The 23507-nt window shown below is 69.6% G+C and carries 24 protein-coding genes; 15 read left to right on the top strand and 9 right to left on the bottom strand.

Annotated elements, in window-relative coordinates; all coding sequences use genetic code 11:
- Positions 1–2: 2 nt before the first annotated feature.
- Positions 3–1190 carry an MFS transporter gene (locus tag CLV67_RS45445; protein WP_106330200.1) on the top strand — a complete coding sequence of 396 codons (1188 nt, stop codon included), beginning with the start codon at positions 3–5 and terminating at the stop codon, positions 1188–1190.
- On the opposite strand, the gene CLV67_RS45440 is transcribed toward CLV67_RS45445, so the two are convergent.
- Positions 1148–2200, bottom strand: a complete 1053-nt coding sequence (locus CLV67_RS45440; RefSeq protein WP_106330199.1) for a LacI family DNA-binding transcriptional regulator — start codon at positions 2198–2200, stop codon at positions 1148–1150. The genes CLV67_RS45445 and CLV67_RS45440 overlap by 43 nt on opposite strands.
- A gap of 188 nt (positions 2201–2388) precedes the next feature.
- Between CLV67_RS45440 and CLV67_RS45435 the strand changes: the two genes are divergently transcribed.
- Positions 2389–4605 (top strand): ricin-type beta-trefoil lectin domain protein, encoded by a 2217-nt coding sequence (locus CLV67_RS45435; protein WP_106330198.1) that lies wholly within the window; start codon positions 2389–2391, stop codon positions 4603–4605.
- Between the two features lie 682 nt (positions 4606–5287).
- Here the strand turns inward: CLV67_RS45435 and CLV67_RS45430 are convergent.
- The 6 genes from CLV67_RS45430 to CLV67_RS45405 all read right to left on the bottom strand — a co-directional run bounded on the left by CLV67_RS45430 (position 5288) and on the right by CLV67_RS45405 (position 10127).
- Positions 5288–6340: a hypothetical protein gene (locus CLV67_RS45430; protein ID WP_106330197.1), complete on the bottom strand. Its 1053-nt coding sequence runs from the start codon at positions 6338–6340 to the stop codon at positions 5288–5290.
- 21 nt (positions 6341–6361) lie between these two features.
- A complete protein-coding gene (locus tag CLV67_RS45425) occupies positions 6362–6796 on the bottom strand; it encodes a hypothetical protein (RefSeq protein WP_106330196.1) in 435 nt (144 codons plus the stop codon).
- Between the two features lie 19 nt (positions 6797–6815).
- Complete coding sequence (locus tag CLV67_RS45420; RefSeq protein WP_146169559.1) at positions 6816–7928, bottom strand: NHL domain-containing protein; 1113 nt, start codon at positions 7926–7928, stop codon at positions 6816–6818.
- Between the two features lie 232 nt (positions 7929–8160).
- Entirely contained in the window at positions 8161–8814 is a 654-nt protein-coding gene (locus tag CLV67_RS45415; protein WP_106330194.1) for a fasciclin domain-containing protein, read from the bottom strand.
- 85 nt (positions 8815–8899) lie between these two features.
- Positions 8900–9595 carry an anti-sigma factor gene (locus tag CLV67_RS45410; protein WP_106330193.1) on the bottom strand — a complete coding sequence of 232 codons (696 nt, stop codon included), beginning with the start codon at positions 9593–9595 and terminating at the stop codon, positions 8900–8902.
- Positions 9549–10127, bottom strand: a complete 579-nt coding sequence (locus CLV67_RS45405) for an RNA polymerase sigma factor (protein WP_106330192.1) — start codon at positions 10125–10127, stop codon at positions 9549–9551. Before CLV67_RS45405 ends, CLV67_RS45410 begins: the two co-directional genes overlap by 47 nt.
- Before the next feature lie 151 nt (positions 10128–10278).
- Here CLV67_RS45405 and CLV67_RS45400 point away from each other — a divergent pair, with 151 nt between their 5' ends.
- The 8 genes from CLV67_RS45400 (at position 10279) to CLV67_RS45370 (ending at position 16412) form a co-directional block, all read left to right on the top strand.
- Complete coding sequence (locus tag CLV67_RS45400; RefSeq protein ID WP_106330191.1) at positions 10279–11103, top strand: DUF4397 domain-containing protein; 825 nt, start codon at positions 10279–10281, stop codon at positions 11101–11103.
- A complete protein-coding gene (locus CLV67_RS45395; RefSeq protein ID WP_106330190.1) occupies positions 11100–11768 on the top strand; it encodes a class F sortase in 669 nt (222 codons plus the stop codon). The genes CLV67_RS45400 and CLV67_RS45395 overlap by 4 nt, the downstream gene beginning before the upstream one ends.
- 20 nt (positions 11769–11788) lie before the next feature.
- Complete coding sequence (locus CLV67_RS45390) at positions 11789–12277, top strand: GNAT family N-acetyltransferase (protein WP_106330189.1); 489 nt, start codon at positions 11789–11791, stop codon at positions 12275–12277.
- A complete protein-coding gene (locus tag CLV67_RS54635) occupies positions 12214–12858 on the top strand; it encodes a serine hydrolase (RefSeq protein WP_346265177.1) in 645 nt (214 codons plus the stop codon). The genes CLV67_RS45390 and CLV67_RS54635 overlap by 64 nt, the downstream gene beginning before the upstream one ends.
- Entirely contained in the window at positions 12855–13514 is a 660-nt protein-coding gene (locus tag CLV67_RS52960; RefSeq protein ID WP_203737496.1) for a hypothetical protein, read from the top strand. Before CLV67_RS54635 ends, CLV67_RS52960 begins: the two co-directional genes overlap by 4 nt.
- 75 nt (positions 13515–13589) lie before the next feature.
- The gene (locus CLV67_RS45380) at positions 13590–14432 is read left to right on the top strand and encodes an MEDS domain-containing protein (RefSeq protein ID WP_170154248.1); all 843 of its coding nucleotides are present in this window, start codon (positions 13590–13592) and stop codon (positions 14430–14432) included.
- Complete coding sequence (locus CLV67_RS45375; RefSeq protein ID WP_106330187.1) at positions 14429–15385, top strand: anti-sigma factor RsbA family regulatory protein; 957 nt, start codon at positions 14429–14431, stop codon at positions 15383–15385. Before CLV67_RS45380 ends, CLV67_RS45375 begins: the two co-directional genes overlap by 4 nt.
- A gap of 706 nt (positions 15386–16091) precedes the next feature.
- Positions 16092–16412 (top strand): helix-turn-helix domain-containing protein, encoded by a 321-nt coding sequence (locus tag CLV67_RS45370; protein WP_106330186.1) that lies wholly within the window; start codon positions 16092–16094, stop codon positions 16410–16412.
- A 220-nt stretch (positions 16413–16632) separates the two neighbouring features.
- On the opposite strand, the gene CLV67_RS54465 is transcribed toward CLV67_RS45370, so the two are convergent.
- A complete protein-coding gene (locus CLV67_RS54465; protein ID WP_106330185.1) occupies positions 16633–17838 on the bottom strand; it encodes a chitosanase in 1206 nt (401 codons plus the stop codon).
- A gap of 167 nt (positions 17839–18005) precedes the next feature.
- Between CLV67_RS54465 and CLV67_RS45360 the strand changes: the two genes are divergently transcribed.
- The 4 genes from CLV67_RS45360 (at position 18006) to CLV67_RS45345 (ending at position 21974) form a co-directional block, all read left to right on the top strand.
- Positions 18006–19181 carry an ROK family transcriptional regulator gene (locus tag CLV67_RS45360; protein WP_106330184.1) on the top strand — a complete coding sequence of 392 codons (1176 nt, stop codon included), beginning with the start codon at positions 18006–18008 and terminating at the stop codon, positions 19179–19181.
- Positions 19182–19405: 224 nt separating this feature from the next.
- Positions 19406–19882, top strand: a complete 477-nt coding sequence (locus CLV67_RS45355; RefSeq protein WP_106330183.1) for a hypothetical protein — start codon at positions 19406–19408, stop codon at positions 19880–19882.
- Between the two features lie 121 nt (positions 19883–20003).
- A complete protein-coding gene (locus CLV67_RS45350) occupies positions 20004–20510 on the top strand; it encodes a DUF7144 family membrane protein (protein ID WP_106330182.1) in 507 nt (168 codons plus the stop codon).
- 825 nt (positions 20511–21335) lie between these two features.
- Complete coding sequence (locus tag CLV67_RS45345) at positions 21336–21974, top strand: hypothetical protein (protein WP_146169557.1); 639 nt, start codon at positions 21336–21338, stop codon at positions 21972–21974.
- Here CLV67_RS45345 and CLV67_RS45340 read toward each other — a convergent pair.
- Positions 21928–22704, bottom strand: coding sequence for an NPP1 family protein (locus tag CLV67_RS45340; RefSeq protein WP_106330180.1), 777 nt, complete (start codon positions 22702–22704; stop codon positions 21928–21930). The genes CLV67_RS45345 and CLV67_RS45340 overlap by 47 nt on opposite strands.
- 88 nt (positions 22705–22792) lie before the next feature.
- Here CLV67_RS45340 and CLV67_RS45335 point away from each other — a divergent pair, with 88 nt between their 5' ends.
- The gene (locus CLV67_RS45335; protein WP_106330179.1) at positions 22793–23503 is read left to right on the top strand and encodes an MmpS family transport accessory protein; all 711 of its coding nucleotides are present in this window, start codon (positions 22793–22795) and stop codon (positions 23501–23503) included.
- Positions 23504–23507 lie beyond the last annotated feature (4 nt).

Below are 23507 nucleotides of genomic sequence, written 5' to 3'. Positions count from 1 at the left end.
GCATGTCGTTCCGCCGTTCACAATTGTCGATCGCCGCCCTGTTCGGAGCCCTCGGCTTCCAGTACTCGACGTGGGCGTCGCGCATTCCCGCGATCAGCGACCGCCTGCACCTGTCGACCGCCGAGGTCGGCATGCTGCTGCTGGCCGCCGGTGCCGGGGCGGTGATCTCCGCCCCGCTGGTGCCGAAGCTGATGGCGGCCCTCGGCTCGCGTCGTCTCGCGTTGTCGGCCGTGATGGTGCTGGCCGCCGCACTGGCCGGTCTCGCGACCGCGCCCGCCTACGGGTGGCTGCTCGCCGTACTGCTGATCGACGGCGTTGCGGTGGGTTGTCTGAACGTCGCCATGAACGCCCAGGGCGCCGCGCTGGAGAGCCGGTCGGGCCGGACCACGATGGCCAGGCTGCACGCCACGTTCAGCGGTGGGATCTTCGGCGCCGCACTGCTGGCCTCGGCGATCACGTCGATGACGGACGCGGTGGCGGCGCACTTCGCGGTGGCCGGCGCGGTGCTGGTCACAGCCGTGGTGGCGGCGGCGGCCGGACTGCTCAGCGACGAGCCGTCCTCGAAGGAGCCCGTCGGCCGCCGATGGGCCCGCCCGTCCGTGGTCGTCGTCTGTCTCGGCGCGGCCATGCTGCTCGCCACGATCACCGAGGGCGCGGTCACCGACTGGTCGGCGCTGTATCTCGAGAGCGTCGGCGCCGCCGAGCATCTGCTGCCGCTCGGGATCGCGGTCACCTCGGGCATGATGCTGCTGGCCAGGCTCTTCGCCGACGGCTGGCGTGATCGCTGGGGTGACCGTGCGGTCGTCGTCGCGGGCAGCGGTCTGGCCGGTGCGGGACTGCTCACGGCGCTGCTGGTGGGAGGGGCCGTTCCGGCGCTCGCCGGGTTCGCCTGCGTGGGGCTGGGCATGGCCGCGGTGAGCCCGTGCCTCTACGTGGCCGCCGCGCGGCACGGCGCGGCGGCGCTCACGGCGGCGGCGACGATGAGCACGACCGGGCTGCTGGTCGGGCCACCCGCGATCGGCTTCCTCGCGGAGGCGACCAGCCTGACCTGGGGTCTGGGCGCGGTAGCGGTCACCGCCTGGCTCACGGTGCCGTTGGTTCTGGCGCGGCCGGTTCTCGCACCGGCGGCGAAGGCCGGCGTTGGTGATCAGCACGTCGAGCCGCTGCCTCCGGGCCCGAGTTCCCGTTGAATGATCGGTGCCACCGGGCCGGTTGAGGTGCGAATGACCAGGTCGGTGCCGAGTTCGACGTGGCGGGCGTCCAGATCGTGGCCCTTCAGCATGCGGACCAGCATGGTCACCGCCATCCGGCCCATCTCGGCCAGCGGCTGGTGGACCGTGGTGAGCATCGGGTGCGTGGCCTGTCCGATGTCGGCGTCGTCGAAACCCGCGATCGACAGGTCGTCAGGGACACGCAAGCCCCGCTCACGGGCCGCCCGCAACGCGCCCACCGCGGTCTTGTCGTTGAAGCACGCCAGCGCGGTGGGCCGCTGCGGCCGGTCGAGCAACTCGCAGGCGGCGCGATAACCGTTCTCCACGCTCGGCTCGTTGACGAACCGGATCCGCTCCGGCGACGGCAGCACCCCGGCGTCGGCGAGCGCCGCCACGTGCCCGGCCATCCGCGACGTCGTGACCAGCCACTCCTTCGGCCCCGCGATGATGCCGACCTGCCGATGACCCAGCTCCACGAGATGCGCCATCACCAGCCGGGCCCCGGTCACGTGCGCGCTCGACACGGCCACGATGTCGCGCGGCGGGCTGGTCCGCGGGTCCAGCACGACGAACGGGAACCTCTGGTCACGCAGCCGGGCCAGTTCCTCCGGCTCCTCCGGCGGCAGGATCAGCACCCCGCCCGCCAGCCCGGCCGTCTTCGGCAGGCCGGTCAGCATGCCCGGCCGCCGAGCCGCGGTGCCCGCGTTGACGACGGCGGTCAGGCCGTGCAGCTCCACGGTCTCGATGATCGACGAGACCATCGGACCGAAATAATCATCCAGCAGGTACGGGCAACGCACGAACACGCCGCCGGTCGTTGCGGCCCGCCGGGCGGGCCCGTCGTGACCGAGCCGCCCGGCGGCATGCAGAACCAGCTCACGGGTCCGCGGCGCGACGTTGTCCTGACCGTTGAGGACACGGGAAACCGTGGCGATGGACAGACCGGTCTCGGCGGCGATCTGGCGTACCGTCGCGCGCTTCTTCAACATCGTTCCCCATCCGGCGTTCCATGTCTGAATGTAACAATGTAACAGATCCGGAACCGGTTTCGACCAGCGCATATATGTCGGCACTGCGGGAGCCGCATTGACATGTATAAGCCGCAAGTGTTCCATCTGCGTTACGTCGGCTGGGCAGGAAGTCCGCCACGTTCCGTTGTCCCCACCTGGAGTCCCCCATGCCCCCAGCCTCTGATCGCCGGCGTCCCGGCCGGCGCCGCCTGCTCGCTGTCCTCACCTCCACCGCCGTGGTCACCGGTCTCGGTGTCCTCGGTGTCACGAACGCCTTCGCCGCCAGTGCCGGATCGCTGGTCGGCGCCGGTAGCGGCAAGTGTCTCGACGTTGCGAACGGCTCCACCGCCGACGGCGCCGCGATCCACATCTGGACCTGTTACAGCACGGTGGCCAGCCAGCAGTGGACGCTGGCCGACAACGGTCAGGTGCAGAGCCAGGGCAAGTGCCTGGACGTCGCCAACAACGGCACCGCCGACGGCTCGCTGACCCACCTGTGGACCTGCTACGACAGCGTGGCCACCCAGAAGTGGACGCTCAGCGCCTCGGGCACGCTCGTCAACCAGGCCAGCGGCAAGTGCCTCGACGTGCAGAGCAACGGCACCGCCGACGGCTCCCGCCTGCAGATCTGGGCGTGCGCCGGATCCGCCAACCAGCGCTGGACGCTGTCCGGTGGCCCCACCACGCCGCCGACGACCCCGCCCACGACCCCGCCGAACGACACCCCGGTCACCAACCCCGACCTGGGCCCGAACGTGTCCGTCTTCGACCCGTCGATGGCGGCGTCGACCATCCAGAACCGCCTGAACACGGTCTTCAACCAGCAGGTCACCAACCAGTTCGGCACCCAGCGGTTCGCGCTGCTGTTCAAGCCCGGCAGCTACAACGTCGACGCGAACGTCGGCTTCTTCACCCAGGTCGCCGGACTCGGCCTCGTGCCCGGCCAGACCACGATCAACGGCCGGGTGCACGTCGAGGCGGACTGGTGGCCGGACGGCTCCCAGAACGCGACGCAGAACTTCTGGCGCGCGGCCGAGGGCCTGGCCGTCAACCCGACCGGTGGGCTCGACCGCTGGTCGGTGTCGCAGGCGGCTCCGTACCGCCGCATGCATGTCCGTGGGAATCTGGCCCTGTCCGACGGCGGCTGGTCGTCGGGTGGCTGGATCAGCGACACCAAGATCGACGGGCAGATCGACTCCGGCTCTCAGCAGCAGTGGATCACCCGCAACTCGCAGATCGGCTCGTGGACCGGGCGGAACTGGAACCAGGTGTTCGTCGGTGTGCAGGGCGCCCCGGCCACCAGCTTCCCCAATCCTCCCTACACCAACGTCGGACAATCTCCGGTCGTACGGGAGAAGCCGTATCTGTATGTCGACGCCGCCGGCGCCTACCGCGTCTTCGTCCCCGCGCTGCGGCGCAACACCAGCGGCATCACCTGGGCCAACGGCAGCCCCGCCGGCGAGTCGATCTCGCTGAGCCAGTTCTACATCGTCCGGCCCGGTGACAACGCCGCCAACATCAACGCCGCCCTCGCCAGCGGCCGGCACCTGCTGGTGACGCCCGGCACGTACAACATCAACCAGACCATCAACATCAACCGGGCGAACACCGTGGTGCTCGGCCTGGGCCTGGCCACGTTCGTGCCCCAGAACGGCATCGTGCCGATGCGCGTCGCCGACGTCGACGGCGTGAAGGTCGCCGGCATCATGTTCGACGCCGGAACCACCAACTCGCCGGTCCTCATGGAGGTCGGCCCGAACGGCTCGGCCACGGACCACTCGGCCAACCCGACCTCGCTGCACGACGTGTTCTTCCGCATCGGCGGCTCGATCGCCGGCAAGGCCACCGTGAGCCTGCAGGTCAACAGCGACGACGTGATCGGCGACCACACCTGGATCTGGCGTGCCGACCACGGCAACGGCGGAACCGTCGGCTGGAACATCAACACGGCCGACACGGGCCTGATCGTGAACGGCGACGACATGACCTTCTACGGCCTGTTCGTCGAGCACTACCAGAAGTACCAGACCATCTGGAACGGCGAGAACGGCCGCACGTACTTCTACCAGAACGAGATGCCGTACGACCCGCCGAACCAGGCCGCCTACATGAACGGCTCCACCCGCGGCTATGCGGCCTACAAGGTCAACAACGCGGTCAACAACCACCAGGCGTGGGGTCTCGGTTCGTACGCCTACTTCAACGTCAACCCGTCGGTCGTGAACGAGCGAGCCTTCGAGGTGCCGGTGAAGCCGGGCGTCCGCTTCAACAGCATGGTGACGGTGTCCCTGGGCGGCACCGGCACGATCAACCGAGTCATCAACAACAGCGGCGCAACCGTGAACAGCGGCAGCCAGGTCGCCTACCTGGTCACCGGCCCCTGATCTGAAACGACCGCGGCCGGTGACGAATCGTCGCCGGCCGCGGTCGTCTGGAGAGCCTTCATGATCGGGGTGCGGAACCGGCGAGCCGCTTCGGGGTTTCGGGTACGGCGCGCGGGCTCCCGGGGACGGATTGTGGCCGGGTCGTCGGCGGTGTTCGGCCTGCGGCCGGCTCGGTGATGCCGGCCTGGGCTACGGCTCGCGGACCGATACCGCCACGTTCCGGTGCTGGATGATCGGCTACGGCCGTTTTTCGGGTCGGGCTCCGGGTTACGGCTGCTTCCGGCGCGGGGAAGGGTTCGCCGGCCACAGCCGGGCGATCAAGAGGCGCTGGGAAGGGTTCGCCGGCCACGGCCGGGCGATCAAGAGGCGCTGGGGAAGGGTTCGCCGGCCACAGCTGGACGATCAACAGCCCCCGAACCCGGCGCCGCGGCTGGCGGGCTGGCCCCTGACTACGAAGGCTCTAGGGTCACCCGATGACGTGGCGGGCCCAGCCGACACCGAATCCCAGCACGAGGAAGAGCAGCAGGACGCCCGCACCACCAGGCGTGGGGTCTCGGTTCGTACGCCCACTTCAACGTCAACCCGCCGGTCGTGAACGAGCGAGCCTTCGAGGTCCCGGTGAAGCCGGGCGTCCGCTGGGCCGGGCCCGCCAGAACCCGGCCCGGCACGTCCGTGACGCGGGTCAGCGCCGGGGGCGGAACGCGCCGGCGATGATCTGGTCCGCCCTCGCATCGGCAAGCGCGGGTGTGGCCACCCCGAACGGGCCTGAGGTGTTCGACGAGAGCGTCTTCAGGCGCTCGGCGGCGAGGCCTCGGTTCAGGTCGCGCAGCGACTTCGCCACGTCTTCCTCCGCCCGGAAGGTGTCGTTACCGAGAACGCTCTGCGCGTTCAGGATGTTGGCGGCCACCTCGGTCGCCGTGTCGGCGGCGAGGTCGAGCTTCGTCTGCTCCCGGTCCGGCGGCACCAGGCCGCCCCCGATCGTCCCGGCCACGTCGATGACTACGGCGGTGACGAGCACGCCGGCGCCGGCCGTCAGCGCGCCGCCGACGGTACCGAGCGCACAGAGCGCGATACTTCCCCACTTCAAGGCGTCGGCCCCGGTACAGGCACTGTTGCTGAGCTGCTGGGTGGCCTTTATCCCGTTGTCGAGCATGGTGAGCACCGACCTGCGGAAGCGGATGTGGATGATCTTCGCTCCCTCGACGGCGTTCCGCGAGTACCTGATCAGCTCCCGCTGGTTCGGCACCACCGCCTCCAGCGGCGTGACGAAGCGATCGATGAAGTTGTCCTTGAAACTGCCCTGCCAGAACGCCAGCTCGGTGCGTACGTCGTTGATCCGACCCAGGGCGGCAGCCGCACCGACCCAGGTGCCGTCGGCGTTCGCCCGGCCCTCCAGCATTCCCTCGATGCTCGCCAAGGACGCGATGATCGGATTGAGGGCGTCTGGGTCGGGTTCGAGGAACCGCTCGAACGACGGCACGACCCATTCGTAGTCCTCTGTCCGCACCTGCTCCCGGTACCTTTCGGTCTCCTCGGGCGGGATGGGAACGCCGTCCCACTCGCCGGGGTGATCGTTGGCCCACCTGTCGTTGACCGCTCTCGTCCAGGACGTGGAGTCCTGGATGGTCTGCCGGATCAGCTCCTGCTTGAGTTTGAGGGCTTTCTCGCGCACGGCAGTCTCGTATGTCTGCCCGGCGAGATCCGCCGGTGTCGTCAGATCGGTGTCCGCCACCATGCCTCCTTCAGCCGGTCCGGCTCAGGCGGCCGGATAGGGCCGGCCGGGGTCCTCGTCCGACCCGGGTGCCGGTGGGTTCGAGGGGGTGTCGGTCACGTCGAGGTTGTTCTGGTCGGCCAGGTAGTCGCGCAGCAGGTTCGCGTTCGCGATGTCCGCCTCGAGGTAGGCCTCGGTGGCGTTGCGGACGCCCTGTCCCGCGTCCAGCACGGTGGTGCCGACCTGTTCCATCATGGCCTGCATCTCGGCTCGCAGGTCTTCCCACGCGGTGCCGATCGCGCTGGTCATGACGCTGGAACCCGGGTAGGCCGGCGCGTTGGCCCGGAACGACGTACCCCCGCCCGTCGATCCGCCGAGCAAGCGGTTCGCGTCGTAGAAGACGTCCGCGACACGGGGCAGGAGTACTTCGGACACCCGCCAGAGATGGAACAGATCACCGCCGGTCACTTCGCCAGCCATGTCGCGAACTCCCCCCGACTCAAGCCCGCCGGCGGCGGGCCACCATGAACAACACTGCAAGAAGCACGGCCACCACGCCGGCCGCGATCCAGGGCCAGGCCGGTACCGCGCCAGGGTCTGCGGTGTCGCCACTGTCCGGTGCCGCCACCGCTGTCGAGAAGATCCGGCTGCCCACCGTGTCGACCAGATAGAGCGGACCCGTGGTGGTGACACTCATGGCCAGCACCACCGGATCCCGTGCGCCGAAAGGATCCGCGGGCAGCGCGGTTGCCGTGCTCACGGTGCCGTCCGCGCCGAGCCGCCGCACCGTCCGCTGCGCGTTGTCGATGATGTAGACGCCGTCCTTGCCCGCGGTCACCGCGGTGGCGCCGAACGGTGACGCGACCGGCCGCTTCTCGTCGGCTGTCCAGCCATCGTTCGGGGAGCCGACGATCGTCGCCACTTTCCCGTCCTGCAGACGGCTCAGCTGAGACGTCGCGCTGGAGATCCAGACGGCGCCGGTCGCATCGGCGGCGAGCCCGGTCGGCAGGGGTACCGGCGTCGACACCGGACGTGCGCGGTCACCCGCCGCGATCTCGACGATGCGGCTGTTCTCCCTGTCGGCGAGGTACAGGGTGCCGGCGGAGGTGACCGCCAGAGAATTGATCGTCGCGATGGGCCCGCCGAGCAGATCTCCGGTGACCCGGCTGGTGATGGTGCCGTCGGCGGCCAGCGCGTACACCTGGGACACCGAACTGTCGGCGATGAAAACGGTTCCGTCCGCACCGACGGCCACCGCGTTGGGTGAGCCGAGGGCGATGCCGGTGCCCTTGGTCCCGACCGGAACGGGTTCGGCCTGCGCGTTCTGCTCACCGTTGCCGGCGACAGTACGGATGACGCCGTCGGTTCCCACGGCCCGCACCCGATGGTTGAGGGTATCGGCCACGTATACCGTTCCGTCAGCGGCCACCGCGGCGCCCAGCGGCCTGTTCAGGCTCGCCTGGACGGCCGCGCCGCCGTCGCCGCTGAACGCCGCCCGCCCCACCCCGGCCACCAGGGTCGGTGCGGTCGCTTCGGCACTCGCGAGGGCCGGTGCCGATGACGCGAGCGCCGACACGGTGAGAACCGCGAGGGCGGCGACGTGTTTTCTCATCACGACCGAGGTGTACCACAACGACGTCCGTCAGGTTCAGCAGCGTCGATCAGAAATGATCATCGAGCTGCGAAAACGCGGTACGGTGCGGCGGCAGGAGATCGATCTTGGTGATCAGTTGCAGTCAGTGAGTTCTACGGGAACCTCGCCGGAGGATCAGGCGCCCGAGGGGAACGGGAACGGCCCGGGCATGAGCTGCGCCTCACGCCCGGGCCGTGCTGAGGGATATGGATCAGGGGAGGTTGATCGGGCGCAGGACCCGGTCGATGCCGTGGGCGATCTGCCGGTTGCCCTTGTTGATGTCGAAGCGGTTGATGCGCGGGTTGCGGTCGCTGCGGTCCGCGTCGATCAGGGAGATGCGCTTGTGCCAGCGCGGGCCGTACACGTTGACCTTGATCGGAGCGCCGGCCGCGGTGGCGAGCTTGGCGTTGTCGGACTTGAGCGCGGCCTTCTTGGTGACGGTGGCGCCGGGGACGACGTGGTAGAGCAGGACCGACTCGACGGTGTCGATGCCGAGGCCGGCGACCGCGGTGAACGCCTTCTTCTCGCTGGGCAGCTTGCGCGACTTGGTGATGTCGGCGACGAGCAGCTGGAACGCGCGGTCGTTGGGCAGGAACGCGGTCAGCGCGGTCTTGCCGTCGGCGAGGACCTTGACGGGGCTGCCGGGCTTGGCCTTGAGCACGGCGCCCACCGCGGCGGCCAGGATGTCGTAGTCGTGCCCGTTGCGGTCGAAGCCGCTCTTGTCCGCGGTCAGTACCGCTGCCAGGGACTTGGTCTTCAGCGGCTTCTTGCCGGTGGCCTGCGCGGGGGCGGCCCCCAGGGCGGAGGCGACGAGCGCGGCGGTGACGACGGCGGCGGCCTGCTTGCCGAGACGGGTGAACCTCATCTTCGAGCCTCTTTCCGATCGGTACGGGTGGTGGCTCCGACAGCCACCACCCGTACTTCGCTCGGACCCCGGCGGATGGATGCAGTTATTTCGTGAGAGTTCCGCGGAGCAGACTCTTCCCTGAGTGGGTGGCGTCCCCGTCGTGCGGTTCGTCGCTGACGTCGACCAGCCGATACCGGTTCAGGTCGGTGCCCCGCGGCACGGTCAGCACGGCCTCCGGCCCAGGGGGCAGATTGCCGACGGCCACCATCTTGCCGGGGGTGTCGGGGTCCAGCAGCCACACCTCATGAAAACCCGAGGTCAACGGAAGATCGTGTACGCCGATGCGCAGTCGCCCGTCGGACGACACCCGCACGTCGCCGCCCGCGCCCGGCGGAACCGTCTCCAGTGGGGACAGTGTCGCCCGCGCCGTGAACTGGTCGGCCGGCGTCCGGTCGATGAGCCGTCCGATGCCGACCGTGCCCGCCACCGCGAGCACGGCTGCGGCCGCCGCGGTGAGGGCCGGCACGAGCCAGCGCGGCCGTGAACGGCGTTCCGCCAGGTGGACGACGGGCGCCCGCGGAGCGGTGATGTCAGCGGAGATCGCCTGCCACAGATGCTCCGGGGGAGCGGGCAGGTCACGCAGCTCAGCGGTCTGCGAACCGATCTCGGCGACGTCCCGCAGCGCCTGCATCTCGCCCCGGCAGGCGGCGCAGCTTTCCAGGTGATCGAGTTCGGTCAGTTCCTCGAGTTCTTCAGAGAGCGCGAGAAGGACCAGCCGATCGGGATCCAGATGTTGCACCGTCCACCTCCCAACGGCGTCGCAGGTTCGCCATCCCCCGGCGGAGATGGCTCTTGACCGTGCCGAGCGGCAGCCCGGTGGCCTCCGCTATCTGCGGATGGGTCAGATCGTCGAAGAACGCCAACTCCAGTGTGCGTCGCTGTTCGTCGGGCAGCCGCTTCAGCTCGTCGGCGACCACGAGCCGGTCGACGATGTGCTCCGGTGACTCCTCGGCCGGGGACGCCGGCTGCCGCTCCTGCACGGTCCGGGTGGCGCGCTGCTCACGGGCCGACGACCGGACCCGGTCCACGACCTTGCGCCGGGCGATGCCCAGCAGCCAGCCCAGCATCGTGCCGCGCTCCGGGTCGAACCCGTCCCGGCCCGTCCAGGCCGCCACGAACGTGACCTGTGTGACGTCCTCGGCTTCGGCGCGGTCGCCCAGCAGGCGCTGGGCCAGGTAGAGCACGGCCGCGCCGTGCCGGTCGTACACCTCGCGTAACGCTGTCTCGTCGCCGGCGCGTAGCCGCTCGGCGAGTTCGTCGTCGGAACTCATCGACCTCCTTCCCGGTCCTCGCACTCACTGACAGTTCGTTCCCCGTACCGCCGCCGGTTGCAGCTTTTTTCTCTCACCTGCATCCAAACAGTGCCGCCGTGGCGAAGGACAGGGCGTACGCAATCAACGACGATCACCTCAAGGAGATCCGATGCGCATTCTGCCTCTCGGCCGTGTCGTAGCCGTCGGTGCGGTGTCCATGCTCGCTCTCGGCGGTGTCGCGGGGCTGGCCTCGTCACCCGCGTACGCCGCGGCCGACTCGCAGGTGTCGGTCGTGCACGGCATCCCCGGCCAGGCGGTGGACGTCTACGTCAACGGCGAGAAGACCATCCCGGACTTCCAGCCCGGCAAGGTCGCCGGACCGCTGAGCCTGCCGGCCGGCCAGTACGACATCGCCCTCACCAAGCCCGGCGACGCGATCGGCAGCGCGCTGCTCAAGGTCGACGACGCCGAGGTGCCCGGTGACGCCAACATCAGCCTGGTCGCGCACCTGAACGCGGAGGGCCAGCCGACGCTGACCCCGTTCGTCAACGACGTCGGCAAGCTGGCGGCCGGCAAGACCCGGCTCATCGTGCGGCACACCGCGGCCGCGCCCGCCGTGGACATCCGCGCCGGTGGCAAGCCCGTCTTCGAGGGTGTGACCAACGGCAAGGAAGGCAAGATCGATCTGGACGCCGGCAGCGTCTCGGCCGACGTGGTGCTGGCCGGCACCGACACCCGCGTCCTCGGCCCGGCCGACCTGAACCTCGGTGAGGGCACCGCGACCATCGTGTACGCGGTCGGCTCGGCCGACGACAAGACGCTCGACATCGTCTCGCAGAGCATCGACAACCTGCACTCGGCTCCGGGCGGCGTGCCCAGCGGCGACGGCGGCCGCGCCGACGGCAACGGCTCGCTGCCCTGGTACGGCGTCGGTATCTTCGGCGTCCTGCTGGCCGCGTTCGGCCTGACCCGGCTGGCCACCGCCCGCCGATGAGCGTCGTCCGCCGCGACGGCACGCCCCGGCAGTCGCCGGGGCGTGCCCTGCTCCTCGTCGCAGCCGGCGTCGCGCTGGCCACCGGGGCCGGTGCCGCTGCCTGCCGGTCGCAGCCGGCGGAGGACTTCGGTGCTCCGGTGGTCACCGCATCGGCGTCTGCGCCTACCGCTCGCGTGCCGATAGCCGACGGCACGATCCCGGCCGCCGACGGCACGGCGGCGCCCACCCGGCTGCGCATTCCGGCCCTCGACCTGGACGCCGTCGTCGACGCCGTCGGCATCGAACCGGCGACCGGTGACTTCGCCGTACCGCCGAGCGTCGACCGGGTCGGCTGGTACCGGTACGGACCCGGCTTCGCAGCCGGCGCGGGCTCCATCGTCATCGCCGGGCACGTCGACAGCGCGGCCGAGGGCGACGGCGCGTTCTTCAAGCTCGGCTCCCTCGACGCCGGGGACACGGTGACCCTCACCGGGCCCGGCGGCAAGGCGCGCGAGTTCGAGGTGGTCGCCCGCAAGCGCTACCAGAAGACGGCCATCCCGCTGCAGGAGTACTTCGCCCGCGACGGCGCGGTCCGGCTCACCCTGATCACCTGCGGCGGCCCCTTCGACCCCGAGACCCGGCACTACCGCGACAATGTCGTGGTGACGGCGGCGCTGCGCCGGTGAGCTGAACACGGGGAGAACCGATGGGTCTGAGTTCGTTCGAGGTCAGGCATGCCGCATCGGTCGCCGGCTGGGCCACGTCGGCGCACGAGGTGGCCCTGCTGTGCGGCCGGGAGGAGTTCCCGTTCCCCGCCGAACTGCTCGGCAGCTGGCCGAAGACCGCCGACGACATCGTGCAATTCCTGCTCCTCGACGGCGAGACCCCGATCGGGTACGGCGAACTGTGGCTGGACGACGAGGAGGACGAGATCGAGCTGGCGCGCATCATCGTGGCGCCGGAGCACCGGGGGAAGGGCCATGGCCTCCGGCTGGTGCGGGCACTCCTGTCCGAAGCGTCGAAGCACGACCACGCGAACATCTTCCTGCGGGTCCGCCCCGACAACACACCGGCGATCCGCACGTACGAGCGGGCCGGCTTCAAGCCCGTCGACGCCGCCCTGGCAGCGGAGTGGAACGCGCCGCAGCCCATCGACTACGCGTGGTTCCAGTACCCGAAGTTCACCGGCTCCTGACGACCACTCGGCCCCGCGATCCGGCCGCTCGGGCTCAGGTCGTTCCCCGTGACCCGCGGGTCTTCCTACGGTCGTGCCCACGACTACGGAAGGCGTGGGCATGCGTAAGGGAACTCGGATCGCACTGTCGATCGTGGCGGGACTGGCCGTGGTCATCGTGGCCTGCGTGGGGGCTGCTCGCCTACCTCCACCGGCCGCTGTCGCAGGCCGGCGTCGACGCGGCGATCCAGCAGCGGCTTCAGGACACCGTGACCGGGAACGAATCCGTGACGGGCGCGCTCTTCGCCACCTATTCGGGGCGGACCGGGGCGCTGCACCGTTACGCGGCCGGTGCGGCGCGGGTGGACAGCCGGTTCCACTCGGCGAGCGTCGGGAAGACCATGCTCGCCGCGGTCCACGGGCAACTGGTCGACGAGGGGCGCGTCACCTTCGACGATCCGGTCGGCAGATGGCTCGGCGCCACGGTTCTGGACGGGCTCTTCGTCGCCGGAACTCCGACACCGGCTACATCCTGCTCGGGCTCGCCCTCGAAAGGATCGAGCGCCGACCGTACGGCAAGGACGGCGACGTCCTGGCCGTGACCGCCCGTGGCGTGGATCTGAGCGATCGGAACGCGATGTCGGTCGACTGGGCCGGCGGTGGCGTCGTGACGGCGACGTCCGATCTGGTCACCTTCATCCGCGCGTTCACCTCCGCCGAGATCGTCTCCGCCGGGACACTCGCGCGGCTCACCGATTTCGAGCACGAGTACGAGAAGGGCATCCACTACGGCATGGGCGTCATGCAGTTCCGTTTCCGCGAATTGTCGCCCCTGCTGTTCAGCATGCCGGACGCGTACGGCGCTGTCGGCGCGACCGGGACGTTCGCCCTCTACGATCCGGCGGGAGACAGGATCTTCGTGGCCAACTACGGGTCGCTGGAGTTCGGCGAGAAGGCGATCGAGGAACTCGTCGGCCTCCGGATGATCCTGCCCGGTGATCGTGTTCGACGCGCTCGACCACATGGACGTGGTCCGGCTGCTCGTGGCGGGCGTTCGCGAGCAGGCCGGCGGCATCCGGCCGGTGGTCGGCCGGCGGGGGAGCAACTTCGTCGTGCTCACGGCGCGCGAGGTGATGTACCTCGAAGCGGTCGCCGAGGGGATCGTCGCCCGTACCGCCGGGCCCAGCGACGGTTGCGCGCGGTCCAGGCGGCCCTGGCCCTCACCGCGGACGACGACCAGGCGCCACCGGCGACGTGACGGGCGGGAACTCCGACCGGGTGGCATCGGTGTTCGCCCGGAAGCATCCACCCCGATCACAGGTAATCTGTGCCGGTGCGGCTTTCGACGGTTCTCGAGAGGGCTCAGGGCCTGGGCCTGCACGACCATGTGGGCTGGGCCTTCGACGAACCCGGGCAGTTCCGGTCACAGGCCGGCGACTTCCTCGCCGAAGGTCTCCGGGCACGCCAGCGGGTCATGTACATCGGCGGCGACGAGACGGCCGCCCCGGCCGGCATCGACGGTCTGGACGCCGCCGTGGCTCGTGGCCAGGCGCAGGTCACGTCGGTGTCGGTCATGTACGGCCGTGATGAACCGGTCGAACCCGAGCGGCAGGTCGAGGTCTTCGCGGCGGCGGCCGAGCAGGCCCTGACCGACGGCTGGACCGGCTTGCGCGTCGCGGCGGACGTCACCTCGCTCGTCGCCGGGGAGCGGCAGCGTGAGGCCTGGATCCGCTACGAGCACCTGGCCGACAGGTTCATGGCGGGGCACCCGGTCGCGGGTATGTGTGGATTCGACCGGGCGGTCGTACCCCGCGACACGCTGGCCGAGGCGCTCTGCCTGCATCCGGTGCTGAACCCCGCGGCCAGCGGGTTCCGGCTCCACACCACGGCCGGCACCGGACTCGGGCTGACGCTTGCGGGTGAGGTCGATCGGGGCAACCGGCAGGTTCTCGCCGCCGCTCTGCGGCACGCCCGCCCGGCGCCGGAGGCGGGCCGGCTCGCCATCGACGCCACCGCGCTGACGTTCATCGACCACCACGGCCTGACCGCGTTCGCCGACTACGCCGCCGCCTGCGGCGCGACCGTGGTCCTGCACACCGCCGAGAGCAGCGCGGCTCGTATGATCGCCCGGCTGGTACCGATGTCCGGACTTGAAGTGCGAGTGGTGTCACCATGAGATCCGGCGCAGCCGCCGACCGCTCCGGATACTTCCACGAGACGGCTTTCTACGACTCCGGCGAGGAGTTCCTCGCCTTGATCGTGCCGTTCTTCACCGACGGCCTGGAAGCGGGCGAGCCGGTGATCTCGGCTTTCGCCGCCGCCAATCAGAGTCTGGTGCGGGACGCCTTCGGCGCCGGCAGCGGGATCCGGTTCGTGGACGGCGACTCGCAGTACGCGCGGCCGGCCGGGGCGATCCGCCGGTACCGTGAGCTGTTCGGCGAGTACGCGGCGAGGGGAGCACATCAGATCCGTGTCGCCGGGGACGTTCCCCATCCCGGCGCCGGTGCCCCGTGGGACTGGTGGGCCCGATACGAGGCGGCCGTCAACCGGGCCTACGACTCGTTCCCGGTGTGGGGCATCTGCCCGTACGACGTCCGCACCACACCCGCGCACGTCATGGCCGAGGTGCGCCGCACCCATCCGCACATCGCCCAGGGCCGCACCCACGCCGGCAACCCCGCCTTCGAGGACCCCGCCGACTTCCTCCGCGCGCGGACGGACACCTGGTACGACCCGGTCGAGCAGAGCCCGCCGGCGCTGGAGCTCCTCAACCCGGCCCCCGGGCAGGCACGTTCCGCCGTCGACGCGGTCGCCGCGGCGGCCGGTCTGACCCCTGACGACCGCAACGCCCTGCGGCTGGCGGTCAGTGAGGCGGTCGCGAACGGGCTCCTGCACGGACTGCCGCCGGTGGTGGTGAGAGCGTGGCCGGCCGCGGGGCGTGTCGTGGTCACGGTCACCGACGCCGGTGACGGCCCTGCCGATCCCTACGCGGGACTGATCCCCGCCGAGCGGCCGGTGGGCGACGGCGGCCTCGGGCTCTGGATCAGTCATCAGGTCTGCGCGTTCGTCGGTCTGGATCGGGCTCCCGGCGCCTTCACCCTCCGCCTCATCGCGGGCCGTCTCGACTGACGTCGCCGTCGGTCGGCCTCTCCACGTTCAGCGAGCGCATCGTGGGCCGGGCTGTGCCCGCCGGACGAAGCCTCGGAATTCGGCCGAGAAAACCTTGCGTGTTGGGACTAGATTTTCTCGGCAGGGCTGGGTAAGGTCTCTCTCGTAGACAGAGATCGGATGAAGACGCCGACGAAATGGACCGAGCGTCAAGCAGGGCCCGGAAGTTTTCGTGGCTCGCTCGGCCAGTGCAGTGAATGCAAGTGAAGCAAGTGGAAGTGAAGTAAGTGCAGGACAAGACCTTGACGTAATTCCAGGTCAGGGCGACGCAGGTGGGGCTGATGCAGGTTCAGGGCTCCGCCTGATGCAGCAGGATCCGCCGCACGTGGACGGGGCTGAGAAGTTGCGTGGAGCTCCGGCGCCGGCGGTTGGCAACACGACAGGTATTGCAAGCAGAGGAAAGGGAGGGATGGACGCCGTTGGATCGCCCACCATCAGAACGCGGTTCAGGTTCTGAGGTGGACACCGCAGTCACATCGAACGTGAGGTGGTCTCCGGTCACGCTTATGCGATCCTCGCACCCGATATCGCCGATAGCGGCACGGTGCGGAAACGAGAACCCGACGAACCTGTCGGTAGATGGTGTATCTAACCCGTAACCCTGGGTCCCGGCGCAACATGCGCCGGGACCCTCGTTCGTGATTAAGCCCCCGAAGTAGAGGTATGCATGGCCCCATCCGAAGACATGTTCGACGACGACGACTTCCCCGCCTACACCATGGGCCGCGCCGCAGAGATCGTCGGCGCCTCGCAGGACTTCTTGCGCCGCCTCGACGAGGCGAAACTGTTCATCCCGTTCCGCTCCGCGGGCGGGCACCGCCGCTACTCCCGGTACCAGCTGCGCCTGGCCGTCCGAGCCCGCGAGATGGTCGACCAGGGTACCGCCCTCGAAGCGGCCTGCCGGATCATCATTCTCGAGGACCAGCTCGAAGAAGCCCTGCAGTACCAGCGAGACCACGAGTGCCGGGAGCGGACCGGCACCGTCTGACCCCGAGCCGCCCGGTCCTTCTCCACCCCGGGAAGGACCGATCGCTCGCACCGCCGCGTCGCGGGTGTCACTCCTCGGCTTCGGCGTCGATTCCCGCCCCGCCCGGTGCCGGGCTGCTCTGGCCGCGGGTCGCCCGCGCGGAACAGTCCGCGCGTACCGGCATCCGGGGTCCATCTCGGTTTTCGGCGTCCGTGACCGGGTCACGGACGCCGGGCCCGGTTCAGCCGATGTGGAACGCGTCGCCGTAGACGTGGAAGTCCAGCGGCGTGTTCAGGTCGAAGTTGCCGTTGTTCAGGAAGACCCGCTGGGCGGTGTCGATGCGCGTGACATCGTCGTGTGCGGCCTCCTTCTTCATCTCGACGACCCGCTCGTCCAAGAACGCGTGGAGCCAGGTGCGCTCGTCACCGCCCTGCGCGGGTGGCTTCGCCTTCTTCAGGGCGCGGGTACGGATCGAACGCATCCCCTCGTAGCCGTGCACCACCGAGGCGTCGTAGTAGGCGAACTGCCCGAGAGCCCGTACGCCGTCGGACTTGCCGTCCCGCACCGACGGGTTGAAGTACACCCGGTCGCGTTCGGCCTCCTGCGCGGCCTGGAACACCGGGTCGGCGGCAGCCGTCTTCCAGTCCCTGGTGAAGTTCGGGTCGAGGCCGGCGTGCGACGAGGTGCCGTTCACGCTGCGCAGCGCCGGGAGGTACTTGGCCAGCACGTTCGACGGCTTGGTGGCGGTGTAGGTCTCGACGAGTTCCAGCATGTCGCCGGTACCCGAGCAGAAGCCGATGATGCCCGCGGTGTAGCCCCGGCCGTCCTTGATGTCCTCGATGTAGGCGAATTGCCCGCGCCAGTTCAGCGACGAGTTCTCGGCCGCCGAGACGATCTGCATGGCGACGTCCTTCTTCGCCGGATCGTCGAGGTTCCTGCCGGCGGGTGCCGTCGTCGGGGGAGTGGTGGTGCCACCCGGCAGGGTCCAGGTCTGGTTCGCCGTGGCGGCGCACGTCCAGATCTGCAGCCGGGTGCCGTTGGCGCTGCTGTTGCCGGTGACGTCGAGGCACTTGCCCGACCCGGAGTTGACCAGCGTCGCGCCGCTGGCGGTCCACTTCTGAGCCGCGGTGGCGTTGCAGTCGTACAGCTGGATCTTGGCGCCGTTGGCGGTCGAGGCCGCCGTGACGTCCAGGCACTTGCCGAAAGCACGGATCGAGGAGTCGGTGTTGCCCACCGTCCACTGCTGGGCCGCGCTGTTGTTGCAGTCGTAGAGCTGGACGGCGGTGCCGTTGGCGGTGGCCGCGCCGGCGACGTCGATGCACCTGCCGCCCAGTCCCTTGATCGGACCGGCCGTGGCGGCGCTGGCCGGCAGCAGTCCGTAGATCACGGCGGTACCGGCGATGACCAGGCCTGACGTAACGTAGGCGACTGTCCTCACGCGAATCATGGCGCTCCTGTGGGATGGGGAATGATGGGGGTGGTGGCGCGCGCTGGGGACGGACTCTACGACTGTTAATTAGCTTTATCAATATCGACCGATGAAGCTTGACGGCGGTCCTCCGGTGGCGCACGATGAGCGAACTTTTAAACACTTTGCCTATTAGCGGAGGTCCGATGGCGCGGCTGGCCGGCTCGTCCAAACTGCTGCGGGCCATGAACGAGAGCGCCGCGCTCGAGCACCTGCTCGACCCGGGCAACCTCACCCGGGCCGATCTCCGCAAGCTCACCGCACTGTCCACCCCGACGATCTCCGAGGTGCTCCGCCGTCTGACCGAGGCCGGGCTCGTCGACGTCGTCGGGCACGCCAGCGGGCGTCCCGGGCCGAACGCCGAGATCTACGCCGCGAACCCGGACGCCGCCTACGCGGCGGCCATCTCGGTCCGCGACGTCGGGACCAGCGGCACCCCGTCGGTCGCGGCCGCGCTCTGCGACCTGACCGGCGCGGTCCGCGCACGCTTCGAGTCGCGCATCGACTTCCTCGGCACGGATCCGGTGACGGCCGTCGCCGGGGTGGTCGAGGACCTGCGTGAGCGGGCCGGTGTCGAAGCCGGGCGGATCCGGCACGTGCAACTGGGTGTGGCCGGTTCCTACGACCCGCGCACCGAGACCATCCGCATGGTCGACGTGCCCGGCTTCGACCGCCCGGGCCTGGTGCCACGGATCGCCGCCCGGCTCGGCGCGCCGGTCGGCGCCGACAACGACGTCAACCTGGCCGCCGTCGCCGAGCGGCGGCGCGGCGCCGGACAGGATGCCGAGAACTTCGCCCTGCTCTGGATCGGCCAGGACGGCCTCGGCCTGGCCATCGACATCAACGGCACCCTGCTGCGCGGCACCCGCGGTGGCGCCGGCGAGATCGGCTACGTGCCGCTGTACTCGCCCGACTCCCCGCACCGCAAGCTCGACCTGCAGCACCTCTTCGGCGGCGCGGCCATCATGGACCTCGCCCGGGACAACGGCCTCACCGGCGCCACCCCGGCCGCCGTGGTCGCCACCGCCGCCGCGACCGGTGCCGAGGACTTCCTCGGCACCCTCGCCGACCGCATCGTGGTGGGTCTCGCGGCCGTCACCGCGATCCTCGACCCCTACCTCGTGGTCCTCGCCGGCCCGATCGCCCAGGCCGGCGGCGTCACCCTGCTCACCGCGGTGAACACCGCGTTCCGGCGGGCCGCCCCGCTGGAGAGCTCGTTCGCCGTCACCACCATCGAGGACGACGCGGTCCTGGTCGGCGCCCTCGACGCCGGTCTCGCCGCGGTCCGGGAAGCCCTCATCACCGCCATTCGCGACAGCTGAAGGATGCCGCCGCCGCAGGTGGTGACCGCCGGTGCCGGCGCCGCCTGCCGGCGCTGGACACACTGGATGCTGAACCGGACGCGGAATCGACGTTACGCACGGCCCCCACGTGACCGAATTCTTCGTTACCTCACCGTTATCAATATCTCCGAACCAACCTCCCCAAGGCCGCATCGCACTTGATGACAGAGCGGCACACGGCCGCTCGGATACGGGGGAAAGCGATGTACAAGCGTCTGGCTTACGGTGTGGCGTCGGTGGCGGTCGCGGCGGTGGCGGCGACCCTGGCCGGTTCGATGGCGGCGTCGGCCTCGGCCGCCGACGACGGCCCGATCACCGCGGTCGCCCAGGACGTCCAGCTCAAGGGCGACGACAAGCAGGTCGGCAAGCTGAAGGTGACGGTCACCAACACCACCGAGTTCCAGGACGAGGGCCGCTTCCTGGTTCACATGCCGCAGACCGCGCGGCTCGTGCCGGGCCAGCAGTGCGTGCTGTACGACTACAACCTGTCGCAGTGGCTGTGCGAGGGTACCCGCCTCGAAGCCGGCGAGTCGCACACCACCACGCTCAAGGTCCGCTCGATCCTGAGCACGCCGGACTACGACAGCTACGACGTCGGCTACGTGCAGGGCCTGGCCAACAGCAACGCCAAGAGCGAGCGCCTCTGGTTCAAGATCAACTGGCCCGCCGGCGCCAAGTGACGCCCTGAACCACCGGTGCCCGGGACACTCATCCGTCAGGGATGGTGTCCCGGGCATCTCTGTGCGGCCAGCATGGGTGCCCGAAGCGCCGAGAGTCCGGCACGAGACGGGACATGCGGAGATGGCCGAGGAAAGCAGCCGAGCGTGGGCGGGATGGATCGCCTTCGCGGCCACGATCATGATCGTGACCAGCTTGATCAATATCTGTCAGGGGCTGATCGCGCTGCTCGACGACGAGCACGTGGTCGCCACTCCCGACGCGTTCGTCCTGGTGGACACCACCTCCTGGGGATGGACGCTCCTGTTCTTCGGGGTGGCGGTCCTCTGCGTCGGAGGGTTCCTGCTCTCCGGCATGAACTGGGCGAGGATAGTCGCGATCGTCATCGTCGGCCTGCACGCCGTCGTCCAGGTGGTGTCGCTCGGGGCGTATCCGGTCTGGTCGATCCTGATGATCGCCCTCGACACGGTCGTCCTCTTCGCGCTCACCGCCCGCTGGACGCCGGCCGCCGAGGCGCTGCGCGAGCAGAACGAACGGATCAGCGCCACCGCCGGGCTGCCCGGCGACGACACCCTGCACCGGAACCTCCCGCACGAGACGACCCCGATGCGCACCTTCCGCGACACCTGACGTGAAGGTGCCGGCGCTGCTCGCGCCCCTGGTTCTCGGAGCCGCGGTCGTGGTGTTCCCGGCCCGGCCACCGGGTTCGGAACGGTCGAGGGCGGGGGGACAGCATCGCGAGCACGAGCGGATCACCCGGGCCGCGCTCGCCTGCCGTCCCCAGCCCCGGGGGAGAACGTTCTGTCTCGTCGGCTTTCTCGTATGGGGGAGACCGTTCTGTCTCGTCCGGGGTCTTATCCGAGGGAGAACGTTCTGTCTCGCCGGATTTCTCGTCTGGGGGAGAACGTTCTGTCTCGTCCGGGGTCTTATCCGAGGGAGAACGTTCTGTCTCGCCGGATTTCTCGTCTGGGGGAGAACGTTCTGTCTCGTCCGGGGTCTTATCCGAGGGAGAACGTTCTGTCTCGCCGGATTTCTCCTCTGGGGAAGAACGTTCTGTCTCGTCCAGGGTTTTGTCCGCGAGAGAACGTTCTGTCTCGCAGGCCGAAGGCGTCCCCGACGACTGTTTCGAACCGCGGTCGATCGACCAGCTAACGAGCTTTCGTAGTCAGGGTCCAGCCCGCCAGTCGCAGCGCAGGGTTCGGGTGGCTGTTGATCGTCTGGCTGTGGCTGGCGGCCCCTTCCCGGCACCTTTGATCGTCTGGCTGTGGCTGGCGGCCCCTTCCCGGCACCTTTGATCGTCCGGCTGTGGCTGGCGGCCCCTTCCCGGCACCTTTGATCGTCCGGCTGTGGCTGGCGGCCCCTTCCCAGCGCCTGTTGATCGTCCGGCTGTGGCCGGCGGCCCCTTCCCAGCGCCGGAGACAGCCGTATCCCGGAGCCCGGCCCGAGAAATGGCCGTTGTTGATCGTCCAGCACCGGAACGTGGCGGTATCGGGCTGCGAGCCGCAGCTCCGGCCGGTTCACCGAGCCGACGCCGACTTCGTCACCGGCGACTACCCGCAGAGCCGCGACGACGCGACCGTGCGCCTGCTCGGCTGCGTCGACCACCAGCGCGGACGGTTCCAGGAAGCCGTGGGCCGGGCCGGGCCGGTGACCTGCTCGACGGGCAAGGGGCGGGTGGTCGCGCGGGCGGCGGGTCACCCGCGCCGCCCTCAAGAAGGGGACACCGGTCTCATCGACCCGGTCACCGGCACCACCACCGACCCGACCACACCGCGCGGCCGGGTCAGGCGCAACTTCGAGAAGGCCGTCACCGGTGCCGTGGTCGAGACACGGCGCCAGTGGCAGGACTTCACCAGATCACTGCGGCGCGAGTACGGCCCACGGCGGGCCGCCACCATGACGTGCGCGCTCACCCACGACCACCCGGTGCGGGAGTGCGACGGCTCCGGTCGTACGTCCGTGGTCCGGGGATTGTCCGGTGTGGGCATCGTGCTGGTCCTGGTGGCGGTTGCCGTGTGGCTGTACCGCCGTGGTGCGGGGCCGCGCGTCAGGCGTACGGATCGAAGGGGATTCCGGCGGGTTTGGCGGCGTTGAGCAGATACTCGAAGGAGCCGTCTTTGATCTTGATGGTCGCCGAGCCGAAGTTCGCGGACATCAGTTTGTCGCGCAGTTCGAGGCTGGGGAAGCCGTTCCAGTCGACCAGCGGCGGGTAGCGCCAGTTGTGGTAGTGGTTCTCCGGCGGCTCGTCGTTGCTGTTGGCCAGCCGGTAGAAGTGCGTCGACAGGCCGTCCTTGTGGTAGACGACCTTGGGGTGGCTGCCGTCGAACCGCACCTGTGACCGGGGGTAGGTCTTCTGTGAGCTGTGCTGGGTGGTGCTGACGTATTCCACCTGGTTGGACGCCTGGCTCACCCAGGAGATGACGTGCTCCCAGTCGTGCCGATGGCCGCCGAGGCCGCTGCCGGCGACGGCCTGGTCCTTCTCGAAGTAGCCGGCGTAGACGATCGCGCACCAGCCGTTGTTGCACTTCGACCGGGCGTACGTCTGAGAGTTGTCGAGATCGGACTGGTCGCGGCAGCTGCCGTTGACCGCGCCGGTGGTCTTGAGACCGCCCGCGATCGTGCCGTCCGGGCCGATGGCCGGCGTGGCGTAACAGCCGTCGGTGTCGTAGTCGAACGCGGGGGAGAAGGACTGCTCCCATCCGCCGGCGTTCTGCGGGAGGTTGCGGGGCGGGTCCGCGAAGGCCGGGGAGGCCATGGTCGCGATCAGCAGCGCGGCGAGGCCGGTGACGGCCCCGGCCCGTGCGAGGGGGCGGTGACGACGCATGCATGATCTTCACCGTCCCCGAGGGGCCCGGTCAACAGATCGCGGTTCCGGAACTCGGCGATTGCGCAGGTGATTTAGCCTCGGCGCTGTGACCGGTCTCGATGGCGACGGATCCACCCACAGCAACGCGGCGGCCGGGCGACCGGCCGGAGACGAATCGGAGATCCTGGCCGCGCCCGCCGATCCCTGGCTGACCGAGGCGTCCACGTCCCCGATCGGTGACCCGGCGACGATGCGCGATTTCAGCGTGCCCCCGCCACCGGACACGATGCCGTACACCCATCCGGTCTTCGCCGTGAAGAGCGAGCGGCGCCGCCGTGGCAAGGCCCGGCCCGTGCTGATCGCGACCCTGATCGGCTGCGCGCTGCTCCTCGCCCTGCCGCTGATCATCGACCGGTTCCGGGCGGACGACGACACACAGCGTTCGACGCCGACCGTCATCATCACGGAGGAGACCACGGAGGAGACCTCCGCACCGGCACCGTCACCGGCACCGTCACCGGCATCGTCGTCGGCGGCGCCGACGACGACGGTGGTCTACGAGGTGACGGCCAGCGGCTCCGGCAACACGGGCAGCATCAGCTACACCGACGAGGACGGCGAGATCATCCGCCGCAACGGGATCCCGCTGCCGTGGCGGACGACCTTCCCTGTCGGTACGCAACGCCACCCGCTGGTACTCGAGGCGCAGCGCAAGAGTGGCGGCGACAACGGCCCGGTGACCTGCACCATCACCGTCGACGGCAAGGAGGTTACGAGGACCACCGCCGCGGGGCGGTACGCGTACGCCCTGTGCTGAGCCG

The organism is Actinoplanes italicus (genome assembly GCF_003001815.1).
Lineage (GTDB): Bacteria > Actinomycetota > Actinomycetes > Mycobacteriales > Micromonosporaceae > Actinoplanes > Actinoplanes italicus.
Note: the sequence above shows the minus strand (reverse complement) of the source record. Positions and strands in the feature narration are given on the sequence as shown.

What these genes read in the sequence shown, in the direction of transcription:
- CLV67_RS45445 (WP_106330200.1), top strand. Translation starts at nt 3, where the DNA reads ATGTCGTTCCGCCGTTCACAATTGTCGATCGCCGCCCTGTTCGGAGCC.
- CLV67_RS45440 (WP_106330199.1), bottom strand. Translation starts at nt 2,200, where the DNA reads ATGTTGAAGAAGCGCGCGACGGTACGCCAGATCGCCGCCGAGACCGGT.
- CLV67_RS45435 (WP_106330198.1), top strand. Translation starts at nt 2,389, where the DNA reads ATGCCCCCAGCCTCTGATCGCCGGCGTCCCGGCCGGCGCCGCCTGCTC.
- CLV67_RS45430 (WP_106330197.1), bottom strand. Translation starts at nt 6,340, where the DNA reads ATGGTGGCGGACACCGATCTGACGACACCGGCGGATCTCGCCGGGCAG.
- CLV67_RS45425 (WP_106330196.1), bottom strand. Translation starts at nt 6,796, where the DNA reads ATGGCTGGCGAAGTGACCGGCGGTGATCTGTTCCATCTCTGGCGGGTG.
- CLV67_RS45420 (WP_146169559.1), bottom strand. Translation starts at nt 7,928, where the DNA reads ATGAGAAAACACGTCGCCGCCCTCGCGGTTCTCACCGTGTCGGCGCTC.
- CLV67_RS45415 (WP_106330194.1), bottom strand. Translation starts at nt 8,814, where the DNA reads ATGAGGTTCACCCGTCTCGGCAAGCAGGCCGCCGCCGTCGTCACCGCC.
- CLV67_RS45405 (WP_106330192.1), bottom strand. Translation starts at nt 10,127, where the DNA reads ATGAGTTCCGACGACGAACTCGCCGAGCGGCTACGCGCCGGCGACGAG.
- CLV67_RS45400 (WP_106330191.1), top strand. Translation starts at nt 10,279, where the DNA reads ATGCGCATTCTGCCTCTCGGCCGTGTCGTAGCCGTCGGTGCGGTGTCC.
- CLV67_RS45395 (WP_106330190.1), top strand. Translation starts at nt 11,100, where the DNA reads ATGAGCGTCGTCCGCCGCGACGGCACGCCCCGGCAGTCGCCGGGGCGT.
- CLV67_RS45390 (WP_106330189.1), top strand. Translation starts at nt 11,789, where the DNA reads ATGGGTCTGAGTTCGTTCGAGGTCAGGCATGCCGCATCGGTCGCCGGC.
- CLV67_RS45375 (WP_106330187.1), top strand. Translation starts at nt 14,429, where the DNA reads ATGAGATCCGGCGCAGCCGCCGACCGCTCCGGATACTTCCACGAGACG.
- CLV67_RS45370 (WP_106330186.1), top strand. Translation starts at nt 16,092, where the DNA reads ATGGCCCCATCCGAAGACATGTTCGACGACGACGACTTCCCCGCCTAC.
- CLV67_RS54465 (WP_106330185.1), bottom strand. Translation starts at nt 17,838, where the DNA reads ATGATTCGCGTGAGGACAGTCGCCTACGTTACGTCAGGCCTGGTCATC.
- CLV67_RS45360 (WP_106330184.1), top strand. Translation starts at nt 18,006, where the DNA reads ATGGCGCGGCTGGCCGGCTCGTCCAAACTGCTGCGGGCCATGAACGAG.
- CLV67_RS45355 (WP_106330183.1), top strand. Translation starts at nt 19,406, where the DNA reads ATGTACAAGCGTCTGGCTTACGGTGTGGCGTCGGTGGCGGTCGCGGCG.
- CLV67_RS45350 (WP_106330182.1), top strand. Translation starts at nt 20,004, where the DNA reads ATGGCCGAGGAAAGCAGCCGAGCGTGGGCGGGATGGATCGCCTTCGCG.
- CLV67_RS45340 (WP_106330180.1), bottom strand. Translation starts at nt 22,704, where the DNA reads ATGCGTCGTCACCGCCCCCTCGCACGGGCCGGGGCCGTCACCGGCCTC.